General features: G+C 63.9%; 14 protein-coding genes, 1 tRNA gene and 1 pseudogene. 11 read left to right on the top strand and 5 right to left on the bottom strand.

The genetic code is table 11. The annotated features are described in order from the left end of the window. The first annotated feature begins 115 nt into the window (after nucleotides 1–115). The 7 genes and pseudogenes from DQG19_RS10895 to DQG19_RS10865 all read left to right on the top strand — a co-directional run bounded on the left by DQG19_RS10895 (nucleotide 116) and on the right by DQG19_RS10865 (nucleotide 12242). Nucleotides 116–742, top strand: a complete 627-nt coding sequence (locus DQG19_RS10895; RefSeq protein ID WP_116126284.1) for a hypothetical protein — start codon at nucleotides 116–118, stop codon at nucleotides 740–742. A gap of 5 nt (nucleotides 743–747) precedes the next feature. After that, a pseudogene (locus DQG19_RS21630) lies at nucleotides 748–1806 on the top strand (stage II sporulation protein M); the annotation flags it as partial. A 1053-nt stretch (nucleotides 1807–2859) separates the two neighbouring features. Beyond that, nucleotides 2860–5850, top strand: coding sequence for a SusC/RagA family TonB-linked outer membrane protein (locus DQG19_RS10885; protein WP_157974450.1), 2991 nt, complete (start codon nucleotides 2860–2862; stop codon nucleotides 5848–5850). Nucleotides 5851–5903: 53 nt separating this feature from the next. Beyond that, entirely contained in the window at nucleotides 5904–7475 is a 1572-nt protein-coding gene (locus DQG19_RS10880; protein WP_116126282.1) for a RagB/SusD family nutrient uptake outer membrane protein, read from the top strand. Nucleotides 7476–7485: 10 nt separating this feature from the next. Next, the gene (locus DQG19_RS10875) at nucleotides 7486–9108 is read left to right on the top strand and encodes a SusF/SusE family outer membrane protein (protein WP_116126281.1); all 1623 of its coding nucleotides are present in this window, start codon (nucleotides 7486–7488) and stop codon (nucleotides 9106–9108) included. A 61-nt stretch (nucleotides 9109–9169) separates the two neighbouring features. Continuing rightward, the gene (locus DQG19_RS10870; RefSeq protein ID WP_116126280.1) at nucleotides 9170–10840 is read left to right on the top strand and encodes an FG-GAP-like repeat-containing protein; all 1671 of its coding nucleotides are present in this window, start codon (nucleotides 9170–9172) and stop codon (nucleotides 10838–10840) included. A 34-nt stretch (nucleotides 10841–10874) separates the two neighbouring features. Beyond that, nucleotides 10875–12242, top strand: coding sequence for a glycosyl hydrolase 53 family protein (locus DQG19_RS10865; RefSeq protein WP_116126279.1), 1368 nt, complete (start codon nucleotides 10875–10877; stop codon nucleotides 12240–12242). On the opposite strand, the gene DQG19_RS10860 is transcribed toward DQG19_RS10865, so the two are convergent. Next, the gene (locus DQG19_RS10860) at nucleotides 12239–12826 is read right to left on the bottom strand and encodes a hypothetical protein (protein ID WP_116126278.1); all 588 of its coding nucleotides are present in this window, start codon (nucleotides 12824–12826) and stop codon (nucleotides 12239–12241) included. The genes DQG19_RS10865 and DQG19_RS10860 overlap by 4 nt on opposite strands. 162 nt (nucleotides 12827–12988) lie before the next feature. Here DQG19_RS10860 and DQG19_RS10855 point away from each other — a divergent pair, with 162 nt between their 5' ends. Then, complete coding sequence (locus DQG19_RS10855; RefSeq protein WP_116126277.1) at nucleotides 12989–14137, top strand: S1C family serine protease; 1149 nt, start codon at nucleotides 12989–12991, stop codon at nucleotides 14135–14137. A gap of 28 nt (nucleotides 14138–14165) precedes the next feature. Next, nucleotides 14166–14906 carry an LPS export ABC transporter ATP-binding protein gene (gene lptB / locus DQG19_RS10850; protein WP_116126276.1) on the top strand — a complete coding sequence of 247 codons (741 nt, stop codon included), beginning with the start codon at nucleotides 14166–14168 and terminating at the stop codon, nucleotides 14904–14906. Nucleotides 14907–15098: 192 nt separating this feature from the next. On the opposite strand, the gene DQG19_RS10845 is transcribed toward lptB, so the two are convergent. From DQG19_RS10845 to DQG19_RS10835, 3 genes are all read right to left on the bottom strand, one after another. Next, nucleotides 15099–15872 carry an SDR family NAD(P)-dependent oxidoreductase gene (locus tag DQG19_RS10845; protein ID WP_232826495.1) on the bottom strand — a complete coding sequence of 258 codons (774 nt, stop codon included), beginning with the start codon at nucleotides 15870–15872 and terminating at the stop codon, nucleotides 15099–15101. Nucleotides 15873–15875: 3 nt separating this feature from the next. After that, complete coding sequence (locus tag DQG19_RS10840) at nucleotides 15876–16355, bottom strand: hypothetical protein (RefSeq protein WP_116126275.1); 480 nt, start codon at nucleotides 16353–16355, stop codon at nucleotides 15876–15878. A gap of 73 nt (nucleotides 16356–16428) precedes the next feature. Next, nucleotides 16429–18495 carry a hypothetical protein gene (locus DQG19_RS10835; RefSeq protein WP_157974449.1) on the bottom strand — a complete coding sequence of 689 codons (2067 nt, stop codon included), beginning with the start codon at nucleotides 18493–18495 and terminating at the stop codon, nucleotides 16429–16431. A 136-nt stretch (nucleotides 18496–18631) separates the two neighbouring features. Here DQG19_RS10835 and DQG19_RS10830 point away from each other — a divergent pair. Together DQG19_RS10830 and DQG19_RS10825 are read left to right on the top strand one after the other, a co-directional pair. Continuing rightward, nucleotides 18632–18709: transfer RNA gene (locus DQG19_RS10830), tRNA-Val, on the top strand. A 115-nt stretch (nucleotides 18710–18824) separates the two neighbouring features. Further along, nucleotides 18825–19295, top strand: coding sequence for a GNAT family N-acetyltransferase (locus DQG19_RS10825; protein ID WP_157974448.1), 471 nt, complete (start codon nucleotides 18825–18827; stop codon nucleotides 19293–19295). A 16-nt stretch (nucleotides 19296–19311) separates the two neighbouring features. On the opposite strand, the gene DQG19_RS10820 is transcribed toward DQG19_RS10825, so the two are convergent. Further along, nucleotides 19312–19560: a hypothetical protein gene (locus DQG19_RS10820; protein ID WP_116126272.1), complete on the bottom strand. Its 249-nt coding sequence runs from the start codon at nucleotides 19558–19560 to the stop codon at nucleotides 19312–19314. Between the last annotated feature and the right edge of the window lie 197 nt (nucleotides 19561–19757).

The following is a 19757-nucleotide window of genomic DNA, read 5'->3' as shown; positions in this document are numbered from 1 at the left end:
AGTGCATTATCTGTACGGAGTCTAAATAAATTCCCAGCGTGGATTTACCCCGTCGTGACACGATACCACCGAAGACCCGCGGGACGTTACCTTTGGTCAAAATCCATACTTACTGATGCATCGAATTACCTACCTCCTGCTGACCGTGCTGCTGGCCGTCGGCTGTTCCCCCAAAGTAGCCCCGGTCATCGGGGAAGACGGCACCGACTGGAACGCCCGCGCCGCAGAATACCGCGAAAACCCCTCCGCCCTTCGCGACTTCGTAGCGGACTGCGAACGGAGCCAGACCGAACTTGCGAGCCTGCGGCAGCAGGTGGGCAGCTACGAAAGCGAGGCCGGCGAGCTACAGAACCAGGTCACTACCGCCGAAGCTTCCGCCGAGCAAGCGTACCAGGAGATCCAGCAGCTGCGTCAGCAGGTCGCTACCCTCGAGGCCAACCAGCGCCCCGACGAGGTGATTACCGACCAGCCCAAGGTGCAGGGGGTGATCTTCCAGGTGCAGCTGGGTGCCTACGCCCAGAACCGCGTCGACGCCGATATGGCCACCGGTGACGCCCTCGACCTCACCGACCAGAACGGCATGCAGAAGGTGGTCGTGAGCCGCTTCCGCACCTACCAGAACGCGGCGAACCTGCGCGACCGGCTGAAGCAGATGGGCGTACGCGATGCGTTCGTCGTGGCTATGAATAACGGCCAGCGCATCGAGATCCAGGAGGCCCTGCGCCTGACCGGACAGCAATAGACAGCGTGCGGGAGACCGAGTTCATAAAGCGGAATAAGGACAAGTGGGAGCGCTACGAGGAGTCGCTCAAGCGCTCCGACCAGGATCCGGACCTGCTTAATCAGTTGTACGTCCACACCACCGACGACCTGTCGATCTCCCGCACCTTCTACCCCAACCGCTCCGTGCGGGTCTACCTGAACGGCCTGGCCCAGCGGACCTTCCTGCAGCTGTACCGGGGCCGCCGCGGGGAGGTGCGCCAGTTTTATACCTTCTGGACGGACGAGTTGCCGCGGGTGGTCCACGGTGCCCGCCGTTACCTGTTCGCGGCCCTGCTCACCTTTGTTTTGGCGATGCTGATCGGAGTGGTCAGCTACCGTATCGACCCGGCCTTCGCGGAAACCATTCTGGGACCGGACTACGTCGCCATGACGGAGGCCAACATCGAAGCGGGGGATCCGATGGCCGTGTATAAGTCGCGCGATCGCCTCGACATGAGCCTCCACATCACCCTGAATAACCTGCTTGTGGCCCTGCTGACCTTCGTGGCCGGCATCTTCGGGGGCGTCGGCAGCGTGATGATGCTGGTTCGTAACGGAGTGATGCTCGGGGTATTTCAATACTTTTTCTACGCCCAGGGCGACTACGGCACGCTCGCCGTAGCGCCGGCTACGGAGTGGGGACTGCGGGCGGTGAGCTGGGTGCTGACCGCCGGCGGCGAGGGGCTACAGCCCGTGTTCGCCGCCCTGCTCTACGTGGTGTCGGATACGGGCGTGTTCCGGGAGAGCCTGCTGACCATCTGGATTCACGGGGCCCTGGAGATCAGCAGTATCGTCATTGCCGGCGGTGCCGGTCTCACCCTCGGCAGCGGGCTGCTCTTTCCCGGTACGTATACCCGCCTGCAGGCGTTTGCGCGTTCGGCCCGGGCGGGGGTGAAGATCATGCTGGGAACGGTACCGCTCTTCGTGCTCGCCGGATTCCTGGAGGGCTTCGTGACCCGGCAAACCGACCTGCCGGAGAGCCTACGCCTGGTCTTCATCCTGTTGTGTTTCGGGTTTATCGTGTGGTACTACGTGATCTATCCCCGGGTGGTAGTCCGCCGCCCCGCCCCCTTCCGGGCCGGCCGCCGGCCCGCTCCGGTCACCGGCCCGCCGGAAGTACTGCGCATCCGGTCGCTCGGGGAGCAGCTTACGGCCACCTTCGCCGTCTACCGGCGGGGGCTGCCGCGTATCCTGGGGGGGGCGCTACTGCTCACCCTGGCGTTCTGCGGGCTCTCCTTTGCCTTCGGCCCCGACCCGGTATACCGCTACCATTTCGTGGCCTACATAGCCGGCGACGTGGAAAACGTCTACGAGCTGATGACCTCCTATGGCCGCTCCCGCTCCCTCTCGTACACGGCGCTGGTCGCGCTCGGGTTCTACGGGATGCTCCACCTCGGCCTCGGGGCGGTGCTGCGCCACACCGACCTGGTGCCCACCGCCCGCAGCTGGGAGCGCGAGGGGCGGTTGCTGGCCGTCAGCGGGCTGCTGGCCCTCACCTTCGCCTTCGGGGGGGTGACGGTCGCCTTCGTCACCTTTCTCACCTTTCCGTTCCTGCTGATGCTGGGGGTAGGTACCTATATCTGGGGCCTGTCCGTACCCGTTGTCTTCCGCAAGGTATACACCAACCTGGGGCACAGCTACGGATTCCTGCTGGTGCTGGTCGTGATCGGCCTGCCACTGACCTTCCTGCTGGATTCGGTACTCGGCGGCTACCTGTTTGAGTTCCTCGACTGGGTGATCTACACCGACGGGGGTACCATCGACGCGCGCAACGTGATGCTACAAGCCTTCTGCTACTATTTCCTCTTCGTACTGGCGTTCACGGCCTGGGTGGTGGGGTTTGCGCTTTCGCTGGGAAGCCTGCTCGAAATTGATACGGCCGGGCACCTGAAGGAGCAAATCGCGGCAGTCGGTCGCCGGGCACAACTGCGGGGGCTGGAGCGGGAGGAATAAGTCTGCGGGCCGCTAAGTGCTAGGTTTTGAGGCGGTTGGCCGGTCGGCTAAATATATCTTAGCGGTCTTTCGGGAAAAATGCGATATTTGCGCCCCTTTTCTCCACATTATGTGGAGACGTTCGATCATCAATCAACTAAGATAATGAAAGCAGCCATTACTTATCTGCGCCCGCTATTCACGGTGGTGCTACTGCTGGGCTCGTCCCTATTGCTGGTGGCGCAGACCACCGTCAGCGGTACGCTTACCGACCAGGAAAGCGGTGACCCACTCATCGGAGCCAGTATCCTGGCCGTAGGTACCTCTACGGGAACGATCACTGACTTTGACGGTATGTACAGCCTCGACGTACCGGAGGGCGTCACCGAGCTGCAGTTCAGCTACACCGGCTACCCCACCGTTACGCAGGCCATTGCGGGCCGCACCACCATCGATCTGGCCCTGCAGGCCGGAGAGCTACTGGAAGAGGTAGTCGTGGTAGGCTACGGCGCGGTCAAGAAGGACGACCTCACCGGCTCGGTCAATACGATCGAGGAGGAAACCTTCAACAAGGGCGCCATCGTATCGCCCACGAACCTGATTTCCGGCAAGATCGCCGGCGTCAACATCAGCAGCAACAGTGGTAACCCCGGAGAAGGGCCCACCGTCCGGATCCGCGGCGGTACCTCCATCAATGCCACCAACGACCCCCTGTACGTGGTCGACGGGGTGCCCCTGGACCAGCAGGGTGGCGTGGCCGGCGGTCGCAGCCCCCTCAACTTCCTCAACCCCGACGACATCGCCTCCATGACCGTCCTCAAGGACGCGTCGGCCGCGGCTATCTACGGCTCGCGCGGCGCCAACGGCGTCATCCTCATCACGACCAAGAAGGGCAAGTCCGGTGCCCCGTCCATCACCTTCCGCGCCGAAGGGACGATGTCGACGGTCGTCAACCGGCAGCAAAACCTGTCTACCGAAGACTTCCGCAACGTAGTCACCTTCGCGGCCCCGGCCCGGCTCTCCGTACTGGGTAACGCCAACACCAACTGGTTCGACGAGCTCACCCAGACCGGCTACGGTACCCAGGAGAACCTGAGCATCAGCGGTGGCGGCGAAACCAATACCTACCGCGTGTCGGCCGGCTACCAGCAACTGCAGGGCGTCATCCGCGGGGCGGAGACCGAGCGCATCAGCCTCAACGCCAACTTCACCCAGAACCTGTTCAACGACAAGCTGATCGTCGGCGCCAGCCTGAAGGGGGCCAATACCAACAACGTATTCGACCCCGGCGTCATCAACGCGGCCCTGGACTTCGATCCGACCCAGCCCATCTACGCGGATGACCCGACCTACGCCGGCTTCTTCGAGTACGGGAACACCCTGGCCCCCCGCAACCCGGTCAGCGCTACCGAGCAGATCAGCAACGTCGGGCAAACCTACCGCGGCATCGGCAACCTGGACATCGAGTACAAATTCGACGACCTGATCCCCGGCCTGAGCTATAAGACTGTCCTCGGCTTCGACATCAACAGCGGACAGAGCAACCGCTTCGTACCGACCACCTACGCCACCCTGGCCACCAACGGGTACAACGGTGAATTTACCATCACCAACAATTTGCGCACCAGCAAACTGCTGGATACCTACCTGACCTACGCCACCGACTTCGGTACCCACCGCGCCAGCCTGCAGCTAGGCTACTCCTACCAGGACTTTTACTTCGAAGGCCCCTCCATCACCGGCCAGAACCTGACGACCGATGCCTTCGGTACGGCCAACCCCGGCGTAGCCGAAGACATCTTTGCCTTCAATACCGTAGAGCCGAACCGGCTGATCTCCTTCTTCGGTCGCCTCAACTACAACATCGACGAGCGCTACCTCATCACCGCCTCGCTGCGGCGCGACGGTTCCAGCCGCTTCGGAGAGGACAACCGCTGGGGCCTGTTCCCCTCCGCCGCCCTCGCCTGGCGGGTGCTCCAGGAGGACTTTGCCGCCGGCCTGGGTAGCACCTTCTCCGACCTCAAGGTCCGGGTAGGATACGGCGTGACGGGCAACCAGGAGATCGGCAACTTCGGCTACCTTGCCGTCTACCAGTACGGCGACCAGCGCGCCCAGTACCAATTCGGCGACCGCTACGTATCTACCGTTCGCCCGAACGCCTACGACGCCGGACTGAAGTGGGAAGAGACGTCGAGCCTCAACGTAGGGGTCGATTTCGGCTTCTTCAATAACCGCCTGAGCGGCATCGTGGAATACTACCAGAAGACCACCGACGACCTGCTCTTCGTGGTCAACGTGCCGGCCGGCACCAACCTGTCCGACCGCGTCCTGACCAACATCGGCGCCCTCGAGAACCGCGGCGTGGAGTTCACGCTCAACGGGGTAGCCGTCGATAAGGAACGCTTCACCCTCGACCTGACGGGCAACGTAAGCTTCCAAAGCACGGAGATCACCCGCCTCGACGGCTTCGGCAGCGCCGATATCCAGACGGGCGGCATCGCCGGCGGCGTAGGTAATACCGTACAGCTGCTGCGCGTGGGAGAAACGCCCTACTCCTTCTACCTCTACCAGCAGAAGTACGGGGAGGACGGTCGCCCGCTCCGGGACGGCGTGGACTGGAACGACGACGGCCTCACTAATGGCCTCGACATCTACGAGGACATCAACGGCGACGGGGTGATCAACGACCAGGACTTCGTAATCAACGAGGCCCCCATGCCCGACGTGCTGCTCGGTTTCACGGCCAACGCCCGCTACGGCCGGCTCGGCCTGAGCTTCACGCTGCGGGGCAACCTCGGCAACTACGTCTACAACAACGCAGCGTCCAACGCCGGTAACTTCAACCAGATCAGCCTCGGCTCCGGCTACGTGACCAACGTACACCAGAGTGTAGTCTACACCCGCTTCCGGGCTCCCCAGTACTACAGCGACTACTACCTGCAGGACGGCAGCTTCCTGCGCCTGGACAACCTGTCGCTCGATTACGACTTCGGCGCCCTGTTCGGCAACGGCACTACGATGGGCATCTACGCTACCGCGCAGAACCTCTTTATCCTGACGAACTACAGCGGCAACGACCCCGAGGGGAACGGTATCGACAACTCCCCCTTCCCCCGCGCCCGCACCTTTACGCTGGGTGCCCGCTTCGGCCTGTAATTCCCCCCTTTCCCTTAACCACCCGCCCCCCCGGGGCGTCAATTATATCCATCATGCAAAACCGTACACTTCTGCTGCTACTGCTCCTGATCGCGGGCTTATCGGCGTGTACCGACCTGGACCTGCAGCCGCTGGACAAGTCGTCCCCCGATCTCGTCTTCAGCGAGGAGGAGAACTACGAGGCCTTCCTGGCCAAATTGTACGCGGGCCTGGCCGTCACCGGCCAGCAGGGCCCCTCCGGCGCCAGCGACATCCAGAGTCTCGACGAAGGTTTCTCCAATTACCTGCGGCAGTTCTGGCAACTCCAGGAGTTGCCTACGGAAGAGGCCGTCATCGCCTGGAACGACGCGGGCTTGCCGGAGCTCGTTTACCAGAGCTGGACCAGCAACAATCAGTTCATCCGGGCCATGTACTACCGGATCTTCTTCCAGGTCAGCCAGGCCAACGAATTTCTGCGGGAGACCACACCGGAGAAACTGGACGCACGCGGTATCCGTGAGGGCTTCCGTCCGACCGTCACCGAGTTTCGCGCCGAGGCCCGCTTCCTGCGCGCGCTGAGCTACTGGCACGCCATTGACTTTTTCGGTGACGTCATCTTCTACACCGAGGAAGACGTGATCGGCGGTGACCCGCCCTCGCCGCGTCCCCGCGCCGAGGTGTATACCTTCATCGTCAACGAGCTCGAAGCCATCGAAAACGATCTGCCGGCGGTGGGAACCGCCGAGTACGGACGCGTCGACCGCGGCGCGCTGTATATGCTGCTCGCCAAGCTGTACCAGAACGGACAAGTGTACGCCGACGTCGACCGGCACGCGGATGCCGTAGCCGTCCTCGAACAACTGATCGACTCCGAGGCCTACACGCTCGAGGAAAACTACGCCGACCTCTTCGGAGCGGACAACAACCTGTCCGATGAGCTCATCTGGGCCGTGCCCTTTGACGGGCAGTTCATTCAAGGTTTCGGGGGGCTTACCTACCTCACCCACGCGCCGGTGGGCGGATCGATGGATCCGGCCAACTACGGCATCGACGGGGGATGGTTCGGTCTGCGGGCCACCAGCGGCCTGGTCAACCTGTTCGACGATGCGTCCGGCGCAACGGATGAGCGCGCGCTATTCTACACGGACGGGCAGACGCTGGAGATCGACAATATCTCGGAATTTACCCAGGGGTATGCGGTGACTAAGTACACCAACATCACCAGCGACGGCGTGGCCGGCAGTGACCCCCGCTTCCCGGACACCGACTATCCGTTCTTCCGTCTGGCCGACGGCTACCTCATGTACGCCGAGGAGGTCCTCCGGAGCGGTACCGGCAGCCGCGAACGGGCCGTGGAACTGATCAACGAGCTGCGCGAACGGGCCTACGACGGCACGGGCGGCAACATCACGGACGCCGACCTCGACCTCGACTTCATCCTCGCCGAGCGGGGCCGCGAACTCTACTGGGAAGCCCAGCGGCGGACCGACCGCATTCGCTTCGGCGTATTCTCCACCGAGGGTATCTGGCCCTGGAAGGGCGGCGTCGCCGAGGGACGCACCACCGAAGAGAAGTACAATCTCTTTCCGATTCCGGCCTCCGAAATTCTTTCCAACCCTAACCTCAGCCAGATCACCGGCTACTAAACAGCATATCATGCAACTCACGAAGCACCTCTTCAGCTGCCTGTCGTTGTTCTTTCTGCTTGTCGTGGCTACCGGCTGCGAGCGCGAGGACTTCGACATCGCCGCGAATACCGACTTTCCCCCCTCCATCCTCTCCTCCTACCCCTCGGCCAACGGCCGGGTGGTTGCCGGCGACTTCACCGTTCGCGTTGTGTTTGCCGACGGAACCGTCTCGCCGCTGGAATCCGCCACGGTAGTCCTTATGGACGATGCCATGACGGCCCTCGCCGAACAGACCACCGAGCTGAGCGGCACCCGCGACTCCCTGGTGATCGAGGGTTCCGCCTTCGGAGCCGCCGACCTGCCGGTGGGCGTCTACAATATGACGGTTAGCGTCACCGATACCAAAGGGCAGACCACCGAGCAGGCCTTCTCCTTCGAGATCAGCAACCTGCCTTTCCCCGCCAACTACGACGGCATCTACCTGGCCGGCGCCTTTAACGGCTGGACCCCGAGCAGCAACCAGCTTACCCTGGTCGGCCCGAATATGTGGGAAGCCCAGAACGTAGATTTGCAGGGAGAAGCCTGGAAACTGGTCGACGGCCCCGAGTTCGGCGGCGAAGACTGGGGCGATCCCGAATGCGACGGATTCATGAACTCCAACCAGAGCCCCGGCGGCAACGGCGACACCGACTGCGGGTTCTCCGGACTGGTCAACATCCGCTTCAACGACCAGACCCTTAGCTACAGCGTCACGCCCGCCGTCAGCTATGCCTCCAACTCCATGAGCCTGTACCTGCTGGGTACCTTCAACAACTTCCAGGGCAGCAACTACCAGTTCGACCTGGTCGACGACAACAGCTGGGTGCTCGACGAAGTAGAACTGATGCCCGGCGCCCAGTTCCGGATGGCCGAGATGCCCGACTTCCAGGGTATCAACTACGGCGATAACGAGAACGACGGCATCGCCGAGCGCTACGGCAGCAACATCGTACTGCCCGACACCGCTATGGAAGGCTTCTACAGCATCACCTTCAACGACCGCTCCCTGGCCTACTCCCTCACCTTCCTGCGCGGCTTTGCTCCCGACATCACCACCATCGGCCTCATCGGCTCGGCCGTACCCGGCGGGTGGGATGCCCCCAACGGCGACTTCAGCCTCGACTATAATGAGGACGCCGGCATGTGGATGACCGTGGTGGCCCTGGTCGACGGGGAACTGAAGTTCCGCGCCAACGATGCCTGGGACCTGAGCTGGGGTAGCAGTGACTTCCCCTCCGGTACCGCGACTTCCGACAACGGGCCCAATATTCCCGCCACGGCAGGCACCTACCTGGTCACCTTTAACCCGGAAGACGGAGCCTTCTCCTTCACGCCGGCTGAGATCGGAGTGATCGGCAACGCCACCCCCGGCGGCTGGGACAACGACACCAACCTGTCGGCCGATCCCAACGAACTGGGCGCGTTCACGCTATCCACCACGCTTACCGAGGGCGAACTCAAGTTCCGCGTCAACGATGCGTGGACGTACAACTGGGGCGGCGATGCCTTCCCGAGTGGTACCGCCGTCTACAACGGCAGCAACATCGTGGCCACCCCCGGTACGTACACCGTCACGTTCAACGTAAATACCAAGACCTACTCCTTCCAGTAGTGATCTGATTCTTCTGAGCACGGGCACGTTTCGCAAGGGACGTGCCCGTTTTGCTTTCCGCATGCCCTACCTGCTGCTCATCGGCCTGCTGCTCGGCCTGTCGCTCACGGCCCAGGATCCCTTCCGCGATGCCACGGCGGAAGCCGGCATCACCGCGGACGGACGCATGCGCGGCGTGGCGGTCTGCGACCCCAACGGCGACGGTCATCCCGACCTGTTCCTCTGCCGGCTCGACGGCTCCAACCTACTGTACCTCAACGACGGCCGCGCCCACTTTACCGAGGCGGCCGCCGGTACCGCTCTGGCCGACACGGGCCCCGCTTACGTATCCCTGTGGGCGGACTTCGACCGCGACGGCCGGCAGGACGTGGTCATTGGTCACCAGGACGCGCCGGTGCGACTCTACCGCAACACCGCGGAGAGTTTCGTGGAAGTCACCGCGACCAGCGGCCTGACGCTGACCGCCCGCGTGCAGGCCGGCGCCCTGCTCGACTACGACGGCGACGGGCGTGCCGACATCTTTCTCTCCTGCCTCAACGCACCCAGTCGCCTCTACCGCAACCTCGGGAACTTCACCTTCCGGGAAGTCGGCGCGGACGCGGGTGCGGCGGTCACCGGGCTGGGAATGGGATGCCTGGCCTTCGACTACGACGGGGATGGGGATTCCGACCTCTACCTCGTCCGCGACGGTAGCCAGCCCAACGTGCTCCTGCGCAACGACGGCGGCCGCTTCACCGACGTGAGCGCCGCAAGCGGGGCTGGCGTCGTCGGCGACGGCATGGGCGTCGATGCCGCCGACTACGACGGCGACGGCGATTTTGACCTCTACGTCACCAACCTCTACGAAAACTTCCTGCTCGAAAACCGGGGCGACGGCACCTTCCGGGAAACAGGCTTCGATGCCCGCGTCAACGACCTCGGGATGGGGTGGGGGACCGCTTGGCTGGACTACGACCTCGATGGCCAGCCGGACCTGTACGTGGCCAACGAAACCGGCTTCGCGGTGGCCGGGCAGCGGTACCCCGATGTGCTCTACCACAACCAGGGCGGGACGTTTGCCGTCGTGGCCGGAACGACGGTCGCCAGCCGCCGTAGCGGCTACGGCGCGGTGACCGCCGACTTCAACGCCGACGGTCGCCCGGACCTATTCGTAGCCAACAGCGGACAGCCCAGCCAACTACTGCTCAATCAACTGCCAACCGACCACCACTGGGCGCGCGTGGAACTCGTCGACGAAGCGGGAAAAGCCGCCCCCCTGGGTGCACGGGTAACCGTGTGGACGGGCGGGCGGGCGCTCACCGCCGAGGTACGGGCGGGCGGCAGCTTCGCCAGTCAGCAGGCTACGGCCCTGCACTTCGGCCTGGGCACATCCCAACACATCGACAGCCTACTCATCCGCCAGCCAGGCGGCGACACCCTACGCCGGTACGCCCTGCCGGCCGACCGAGCCTACCGCTTTCCGGAGACGGCGACGACCCCGGTTGCCACGCCCGCCGGAGCCCCGGCCGACGTTCGCGCCTACCCCAACCCGGCCGCGGGGCGGATCGCCCTTACGCATCCGCTGCGGGAGGTCCGGGTATACGACGTGCTGGGGCGGTGCGTGGCCCGGCCGGTGGTGGAGCCAGTATCTTACCTTGACCTGCCCGTAGGTCTGGCGGCTGGCCTTTACCGGATCGTGGGGTGGTCGGGCCGGCGGCGAGTCGCGCTGACCGTAACTTACTCCCCCCACTGACCCACACCGCACCCGCGCACCCGCCCTACTTCCCATGAAACTCAGCTGCCTGATTTACGCTCTCCTGCTCACCGGCCCGTTGTTCGGTCAGTGCCGGCAGGGGGTCGACCTGTCGTACGTGAATGCCATCGAGGCGAACGGGGGAATCTACTACGCGCCCGATGGTACCCCGGTCGACCCGTACCGGTACTTTGCCGGGCGGGGCGCGGAGCTGGCGCGGATCAGGCTGTGGCACACGCCGGAAAACCTCACCGACGCCTGCGGCGCGCCCATCACGAGCGGGGGCCGCGCCGACGTTCTGCTGGCCGCCCGCCGCGTCGATAGCAGCGGCATGGGGCTCAACCTGGCCATTCACTACAGCGACTACTTTGCCGACCCCGGCAAGCAGCCGCGGCCCCGGGCGTGGGCGGGCCTGGGCGGGCAGATACTGCTGGACAGTATCTATGCCTACACCTACGCCACCCTCGTAGCGCTGCACCGCCAGGGTACGGTGCCGGTGATCGTGGCCATCGGCAACGAGACCGACAACGGCTTCGTGGACGCGGGTGAACGCACCGATGGTTTTGACTGGGCGGTGGACGGCCCGAAATTCAACGCAGGATTACGGGCCGTGCGGGCCTTCAACGCGGCGACGGGGAGCACAATACGTTCGGCCCTCCACCTGACGGAGCGCTACGCCCGCTACGGGGCCGCCGCCCTCGTTGCCGCCGACGTGACCAATTACGACGTGCTGGGGCTCTCTTTCTATCCCAACTTCAGCCCCGATACCGACCTGGACGCAGTGGGTGACCTCGTAGAACACCTGACTGCGACCTACGGAAAGGAGGTCATGATCTTCGAGACCGGCTTCAGCTGGAACAACGCGACCGGGGCCGATGACTACACCAATTTCCTCGGCGACAATGGCAACACAGTGGCGTATCCGGCCAGTCCTGAAGGGCAGCGCGACTTCCTGCTCGACCTGGATCGGACGGTTTGCGCGGCCGGCGGCACCGCCGTATTCTACTGGGAACCGGCCTGGATCAGCAGCGGACTGTGCGACGCCTGGGGCCGGGGGTCATCGTACGAGAACGCCAGCTGGTTCGACTACCGGGGGCGGGCCCTGCCGGCCTTCGAGGTCCTGGGCGGGGGCACCACCGGGGTAGCGGCGGAAGCGGAGGCGGCGGAACTGCGCGTCTTCCCCAATCCACAGGCGGGTCCCGAACTGCACGTGGAGAGTTCGGTAGCCATCCGCCGCTGGCGGCTGCTGGACATCAGGGGGAGAGTACGGGCATCGGGCGAACGCGGTGCGGGAGGGCGTGACTTCACCGTACGCACCGGAACGGCGGTGCGGGGCGTATACCTTTTAGAGGTGGAAACGGAGCGGGGTGACCGGATGACGCGGCGGGTGGTGGTACCCTAGATGGCGGCCTGGCCCCGCTCGAATTCAACCACCTTGATGTCCTCTTCGTGGCGCTCGAACCAGAGGAGGGGGGCGGGATTCTTGTCGCCCGTACAGGTATCGCACTTGAAGAAGAGGTAGTACAGCTGCCAGTAGCTGCCGACGCGTTCGCGCAGGCGCTGCATGCGGCGCTCGGACTCGGCGAAATTGCCGAAAAGGTGCGCCAGTCGCCAGCAGTAGTAAGCTTCGTCGTGGAGCTCAACGACGTTGAGCAGCTGGGCGTCGTCGATGTAGCGGGCGAGAAAATTACGGGCGTAAACGGAGTGGTGCTTGGACCAGTCACGGGGGTTGCCCCGGTGTTCTACGTGCTTGAAGGTATCGTGGACCCAGCAGACGGTGCGCAGCTTGCGGCGGGTGGCGGCATCGATAGGCAGGGCGTCAATATTTGCGTTGACCTCCAGAATGTGCCGCCAGATAGTACCTTCCGGATGCCCGTACCGCGGCAGCCCCCACACCAACCCCTGCCGGAACTCCTCACTCTCCAGGAAGCGGGCTTCCAGGGGCGTTTCGGGTTGAAGCAGTTGAGTTAATTGGAGGGTATTCAAGGTGCGATAGACCAGACTGCCGGTGCTTGGAACGATTTCTAAACGGCTGTGAAAATAGCTTAGTTGCGGTAAAGTCGCGTAAGCGATAACCAATATGGAGAGATTTCCTGTTCATTAATAACTTTTCAAAGCGGGTTCTTCGTACCCCAAGCGACGCTTTAGATGAAAATTAGCCAACACATCTTTTCTGCGGCAGTGGGTGGCCTGGTCGCCGGTCTGCTCGTGCTGTGGCTCGCCGATCGCCCGGCGGGGCAGCCGGTAGTGCAGGTGTCGGATGCCCCTGGCCCGCTGCTCTTTGCCGAGCCCCCCGTGCCCCTCGCGGCCCCCCGCCCCGACCTTCCCACCGCGGCCATCGACCTGCGGCCGGCGGCGCGGCGGGCCACGCCGGCGGTAGTGCACGTGAATGCGCAGGTAGAGGCCCGCGACCGCGCTACGGTGAAGGCCCTCTTCGGCCGCGAGGACACCGACAGTCCCACGGGCGGCGAGGGATCGGGCGTCATCTATTCGGCCAATGGTTACATCATCACGAACTACCACGTGGTCCAGGCCGCGGACAACATCACGGTGACGACCTCCGACCGCCGCCGCTTTACCGCCGAGGTAGTCGGTATGGAGCCGAAGACCGACCTGGCCGTCCTCAAGATCGATGCGGTCGACCTCCCGTTCCTGGAGTTCGCCGACTCCGACTTGGCCGAGCCGGGGCAGTGGGTACTGGCGATCGGCAGCCCGCTAAAACTGACCAGCACCGTCACCGCCGGTATCGTGAGCGCCAAGGGCCGCAACCTCAGCCTGCTGCGCGACCCCGACGCGATCGAGAGCTTCATCCAGACCGACGCCGCGGTAAACCCCGGCAACAGCGGCGGGCCGCTGGTCGATACCGAGGGCCGGCTGCTCGGCATCAACACCGCCATTGCCTCCCGGACGGGGCGGTTCCAGGGCTACAGCTTTGCCATTCCGAGCGACCTGGTGCGGCGGATCGTCGACGATATCATTCAGTACGGCAGCTACCGCCGCGCCCTGATGGGTGTAGAGATTTCTACCCTGACGGTCGACGACATCGAGCGGCTGGATCTCCGCGACCGGAGCGAGGGCGTCGTCGTGGATGCTATCTTCCCCGGCGGTGCCGCGGAGACGGGCGGCCTGCGGGTAAACGATCTCATCGTAGCCGTCGACGGCCGGCCCATCCGCGACCTGCCGGTGCTCACCGAGATCATCGGGCGGGCGCGACCGGGCGACCGGCTCGTACTTACCGTGATCCGGGAAAATAAAAGCCGGGAACTTACCATTGATCTATTGCCGGCGGACGGATAGCCCCACGTCGTACGCAGCCTACCAACTTATGAGACTAAAGAGCGAAAACCTGGTCAAAAAATACGGCAGCCGCACCGTGGTGAAGGGCGTGAGCATCCACGTGGACCGCGGCGACATCGTAGGCCTCCTGGGCCCGAACGGCGCCGGTAAGACGACCACCTTCTACATGACCGTCGGCTTTATCAAGCCCAACGAGGGCCGCGTATACCTCGACGACGACGACATCACCGACCTGCCCATGTACAAGCGGGCGCAGCGGGGCATCGGCTACCTGCCCCAGGAGCCGTCGGTCTTCCGCAAGCTCACCGTCGAGGACAACATCTCCGCCGTCCTTGAAATGACGAAGCTCAACAAGGCCGAGCGGCGCGACAAGTTAGAAAGCCTGCTCGACGAATTCAGCCTCCACAAGGTGCGCAAGAGCCACGGCGACACCCTCAGCGGCGGGGAGCGGCGGCGCACGGAGATCGCCCGCGCCCTGGCTACCGACCCGAGCTTCATCCTCCTCGACGAGCCCTTCGCGGGTATCGACCCCATTGCCGTGGAGGATATCCAGTACATCGTTGCCAAGCTGAAAACCAAGAACATCGGCATCCTGATCACCGACCACAACGTGCAGGAAACCCTCAGCATCACCGACCGGGCCTACCTCATGTTCGAGGGCAACATCCTCAAGGCCGGCACCGCCGAGGAACTGGCCGAAGACGAGATGGTCCGTAAGGTGTACCTCGGGAAGAACTTCGTACTGCGGCGGAAGGTGATGGAGATTTAGTAGGGGCTCGCTGCGCTCGCTTTAGAGGGCTTCGCCGGTAGAGACTCGTCTTCGCCTCGTGGTAGAGGCTTCGCCGGTGAGATTCGCTGCGTTTCGAACGGTCAATCTACCGTGAGCGCAGCGAGCTCTACCGCGACCGCAGGGAGCCTCTACCGCGCGCAGCGCGCCACCACCGGCGAACGCAGTAAGTCTCTATAGCATTCCCCCGTCGGCCACGAATACCCCTCCGGTAACGTAGCTAGCCCCTTCACCCGCCAGCCAGCAGGCCAGGCCGGCCAGTTCGTCGGGTACGGCCATACGGCCCAGGGGTATGGACTGGACGAAGTGCTCGGCCAGTTGCTCGTTTTCCCAGAGGGCGCGGCTCAGCTTGGTCTTGACCAGACCGGGGCAGATCACGTTGACGCGTACGTTGTCCACGGCCCACTCGCGTGCCTGGCTCTTGCCCAGCATGATCACGCCCGCCTTGGAGATATTGTAGGCGGCGAAGTTGGGATTGGCATGCAGCCCTTCGATGGAGCTGATGTGGATTACGGAGCCGTGCCCCGACTTCCGCAGGTGGGGGAGGGCCAGGTTGCTTAGTTCCAGGGCCGCCGTCAGGTTGACGTCCAGCGTTTTCTGGTAGGCCTCGGCCGTAAGGCCCTCGATGGGCCCGAAGTAAGGATTGGTGGCGGCGTTGTTGATCAGGATATCGAGCCGGCCGCAGGAGGCTACCGTTTGCTCGATGAGGCGGCGGCGGTCGTCCGCGTCCCCTACGTGGCAGGCGATGGCGGTGGCCTGCAGCCCGTCGGCGCGGTAGCCCTCAGCTACGGCGTCGACGGCTTTCTGATCGCGGGAGCTTACCACCACGTGGGCCCCGAACTCGGCAAGCCCCCGGGCCATGGCCTCCCCGATCCCCTTGGATGAACCGGTGATCACGGCTACGCGGCCCGTCAGGTCGAAGCGGTTACGAATACGGTGCTGTGCCACGGCCTAGTGGCTGTGGTCTTCACCGGTGTGGTCTTCACCGGCGTGGTCGTTCAGAATCTGGTCGGCGTTGGCAATACTGGCTTTCATGTCGGCTTCTACCTCGGCGATGGAACGGGTGCGGTCGCGCAGGTGCTCCATTACTTTGTCGCTGTCCAATTCCGTGCGCAGGTTATCCAGGGTGCGGGTTTGGTTCATCCACTCGTGCATGGCGTCGTCGGCGTCCTCGAGTTGCTCGTAGGCGGCCTGGAGCAGGTCGCGGAAGTCTTCGTCGTGGGTGCCGGAGCTCAGCTGCTCGGTGATGCTCCGCTGGCGCTGGGTGATCTGGTTCATGAGCGGCATGACGCGGTCGTGGCCCTCCATCATGGATTCGTAGGCGGCTTTCTGGGCGGCCATGGAGGCCTGTTCCTGGGCGGTATCCGCGTCGGAGTTTCCGCAGGCGGTGGCCAGCAGCAGGAAAAGGGCAATCAGGTAAGTAAACTTCATGGTAGGCGATTTAGCAACAAAGGTAGCCGACGGTCGGGTGTAGGGCGGGGACGCGGGTGCAGCGGACATCCGGTCACCGCCAGAGGATCCGGTAGCTCAGTACCGGTATCAACCCCAGGGCTTCCCGCTCGTTCGCCCGATTGAGGTAAGAATCGTAATACGTCGCCGCGGTGTTGCTTACGCCCGCCACGTTTTGCAGGTCGAGCGCCAGGGTCCGGGTGGTACGTGCGCGCACCTTGGTCCGGTAGAGGCGCAGGTCGGGGCGGAAGTACGCGCCGTTGGAGTTGATGAAGCCCTGGCTGTAGTCGGGCGGTACGAAATAGGGCCGCAGGGCCGCGGGTACGTCCACGATCCGGCCGGTCCGTTCTCCGCCGTAGGTAATGACGGCCAGGTTGAGCCCGTAGGTGCGTTCCCTGTCCCGCTTGTCCCTCCCGGCCCACTCGCGGCCGAGGGTCAGTTTCACCGCGTAGTCGCTGCTGTAGCGATCCTTTGCCCAGCTGCCGTCCGTCTGTTCGCTTTCGGCGCGGTAGACCGAGGTGCTGCCGCGGTAGTACCAGCCCGTGGCGCGGCTGCCGCCGGAGACCTCCAGCTCCACGCCGTAGCGGCGGGTGGAGGTGGAGGTGGTGAAGGCAAAGTAGGGGTCGATTTCCAGGAAATTATTGGCGCTGATCAGGAAGCCGTCCTGCTCGGCGGCGAATTCCCGGTCCGTATACTGGAAGTAGCCCGTAAGCAGCGCGCTCACTCCGCCAAAGCTGCGCCCGTAGGCCACGCTGGCCTGATTGCTGACGGGAACGAAGTCCCGTACCCCGCCCCCTTCCAGCAGGATACCGAGGAGGGGCGTCTGGCTCACCCGCTCGGCCGTGAGCAACACCCGCTGGCCCTTCCAGCGGTGCCGGTACCTGACCCGGGGCTCGAAGGCGGCGAGGGCTTCCCGGTTGGGCAGGGCGTAAGCGGCCAGCCGCACCCCCAGGTCGAGGGCGTCATCGCCGTCGCGGAAGAGGATCTCCGTGCTCAGGTAGGGGGCAAGACTGGCCGTCACGAGGTTGCTGTACATCGCCGTGCCCGGTCGGTCCAGGTAGAATGCGGTGTGCTCGGCCCCGTCGCGCAGAAATTCCGCGCCCACGTTGAGGGTGACGCGCTGGCTGACGATGCGCTCCAGGTCGGCGTAGGTGCTCAGACGGCTGTGGAACAGGCTGGCGGTGGATTCCTCGCCAGTTTCGTCTACGAAGGTCTGGAAACGCTCCGTTTCGAACTCGGAGTACGCCAGCCCCCCGGTGAGCGTGCCCGGGCGTATCTCCTGACGGAAACTCGCTCCTCCAATTACGAGATCATTCTGAAAGTCGATGTTGAAGAGTTGCTTCTGCTCGGTGATCTCGTCCTCGGGGTCCGGCGTATAATCGTTGGTGCTCCGGCCGAGGACCGTAAAGAGGCTGACCTCTCCGCGGTCGGTTTCCCAGTGCAGGTGGGCGTTGAGGTCATAGAAGCCGATCGCTTCCCCGCCGAAGCCCACGCCCAGGTTGGCGAGCAAGCCGGTGAAACTGTAGCGGGCATTGACCAGGTAGCTGATGTCCGGATTCGCGGTCGGCCCCTCCGTGGCTGCGTCGAAGCCGATGAACCCGGCCTGCACCTGGTGTTGCCGGCGGTCGTGATTTCCGGGGCGCAGCCGCAGGTCGAAGGTTCCGCCGGTGACGTTGCCGTAGCGGGCGGGCAGTCCGGCCGCGAGGAAGGCCGAGTTGTCCAGGACCTGGGCGCTCAGCGCGTTGGTACCGCCGCCGGTGAGGGTGGGGGTGTCGTAGAAGGTACCCGCGTTGCTGGTGTGGTTGGGGTTGACCACCGCCAGGCCATTGAGCCGCCACAGGTTGGCATTGGGCGTATTGCCGCGGACGCTCAGGTGGTTGGCCTGGTCGTTGGTCTGTACGGTGCCGGGCAGCAGGGCGATGAGGCGCGCGGGGTCGAAAAAGGTGGCCGGCAATCGCCGCACCTCCTCGATGGTGAAGGCCTGCGCCAGCGGACTCACCCGCCGGTAGGTGGCCCGCACCTCGGCGCCCGGCAGGTCGATGCCCCCGAAAGTGAGCGTGTCCTGGGCCAGGGCAACTACGGACAGGAGGCAGGAAAGGGCGGTCAGGAGAGGGCGAAGCATGAGCATGGCGTGGGTGGACGGGCAAAATTACCAAATCTTGCCGCCCTTCCTTGCACGATTGAACGGGCCCACCGTATATTTGCACTCCCTTAGCGGTACAATCCACGATGGTGGGTCCGTGCCGCGGAGATTTTAGGGTCGCTTAGCTCAGTTGGTTCAGAGCATCTCGTTTACACCGAGAGGGTCGGGAGTTCGAGTCTCTCAGCGACCACCAGTACAATGCGGCTTCCAGCCGCGCCAGTACGATGCAGCCTCCGGCTGCGCCGAAACGCCCGACCAGCTAAGCTGGCCGGGCGTTCTGTATTTTACCCGGGACCAACCGCCCGCCCGTGTCCATTCTCTTCCGGCTTCGCCCCTTCGCAGCCACGGACTTTCCGGAATACCATCGCTGGTTCGCGGACCCTGAGTTGCGGACCACCCTGGGAGGCGTCGACGCGGAGTGGCTGGCTTACGTACTTAACGATACGACCGGACAGGAACTGGCCGTCTGTGCCGGCGCCGGACTGGTGGGCGTGATCGGCGTCACCTTCCCGACGGACGGTGAAGGATGCCCGGTCATCACGAATTTGGCCATCAAGCCCGACCGGAGACGTCAGGGCATCGGGACACGGGCACTGCGGCTGCTTACCAAAACGATCCCCGCCGCCCCCGGCCAGTGTTGGACGTGTTACGTAGCGCTGTCCAATCGGGCCGCCCAGCGGTTCTTTGTCGCCAACCAGTGGACGCGGATGGAAACAACCGACATGGTGCGGTACGAATACAGGGTAGGGGTAGCGGATAAGCCTGCCCCGCGGGAATAGGGACCAGAAAGGGGGCTCAAACCTGCCCCCGCCAGCTGCCCTGCAGCCCCTTCGCGGTAACCGTCAGCGTGGCCCGGTCCGGTGAGTAGACGATCAGGCCCCGGTCCTCAAGGGATTGGAGGCCCGCGTTTACTGCTTCGGGGGCAACGCCCAAATCCCGACACAGGTGAAAGCCAATGTAGGTAGTGTCTACGGTACCGAATGCCTCGACGCCGGTGGCCAGGATGTCGAATATGCCGGTACTGAGATTTTCACTTTCCTTCATGCTGTTTCCGTTTGTTGCAGCCGCTGGCCACCGTGGGCTCATCGAGTCAATGCAACGCGTGGCACCGCCCCCCCGCTTACACCCCGCACCGTTAAAATTCAGATCCTTACACCAGCGCTTCCCGGGCCCCGGTTGTAGAATAGGTGATGGCAGCCTAGCTTTGGTCTGGCGAAAGGGTGGGTCGTACCCGGCCGTAG

The organism is Lewinella sp. IMCC34183 (genome assembly GCF_003390915.1).
GTDB lineage: Bacteria > Bacteroidota > Bacteroidia > Chitinophagales > Saprospiraceae > Neolewinella.
Note: the sequence above shows the minus strand (reverse complement) of the source record. Positions and strands in the feature narration are given on the sequence as shown.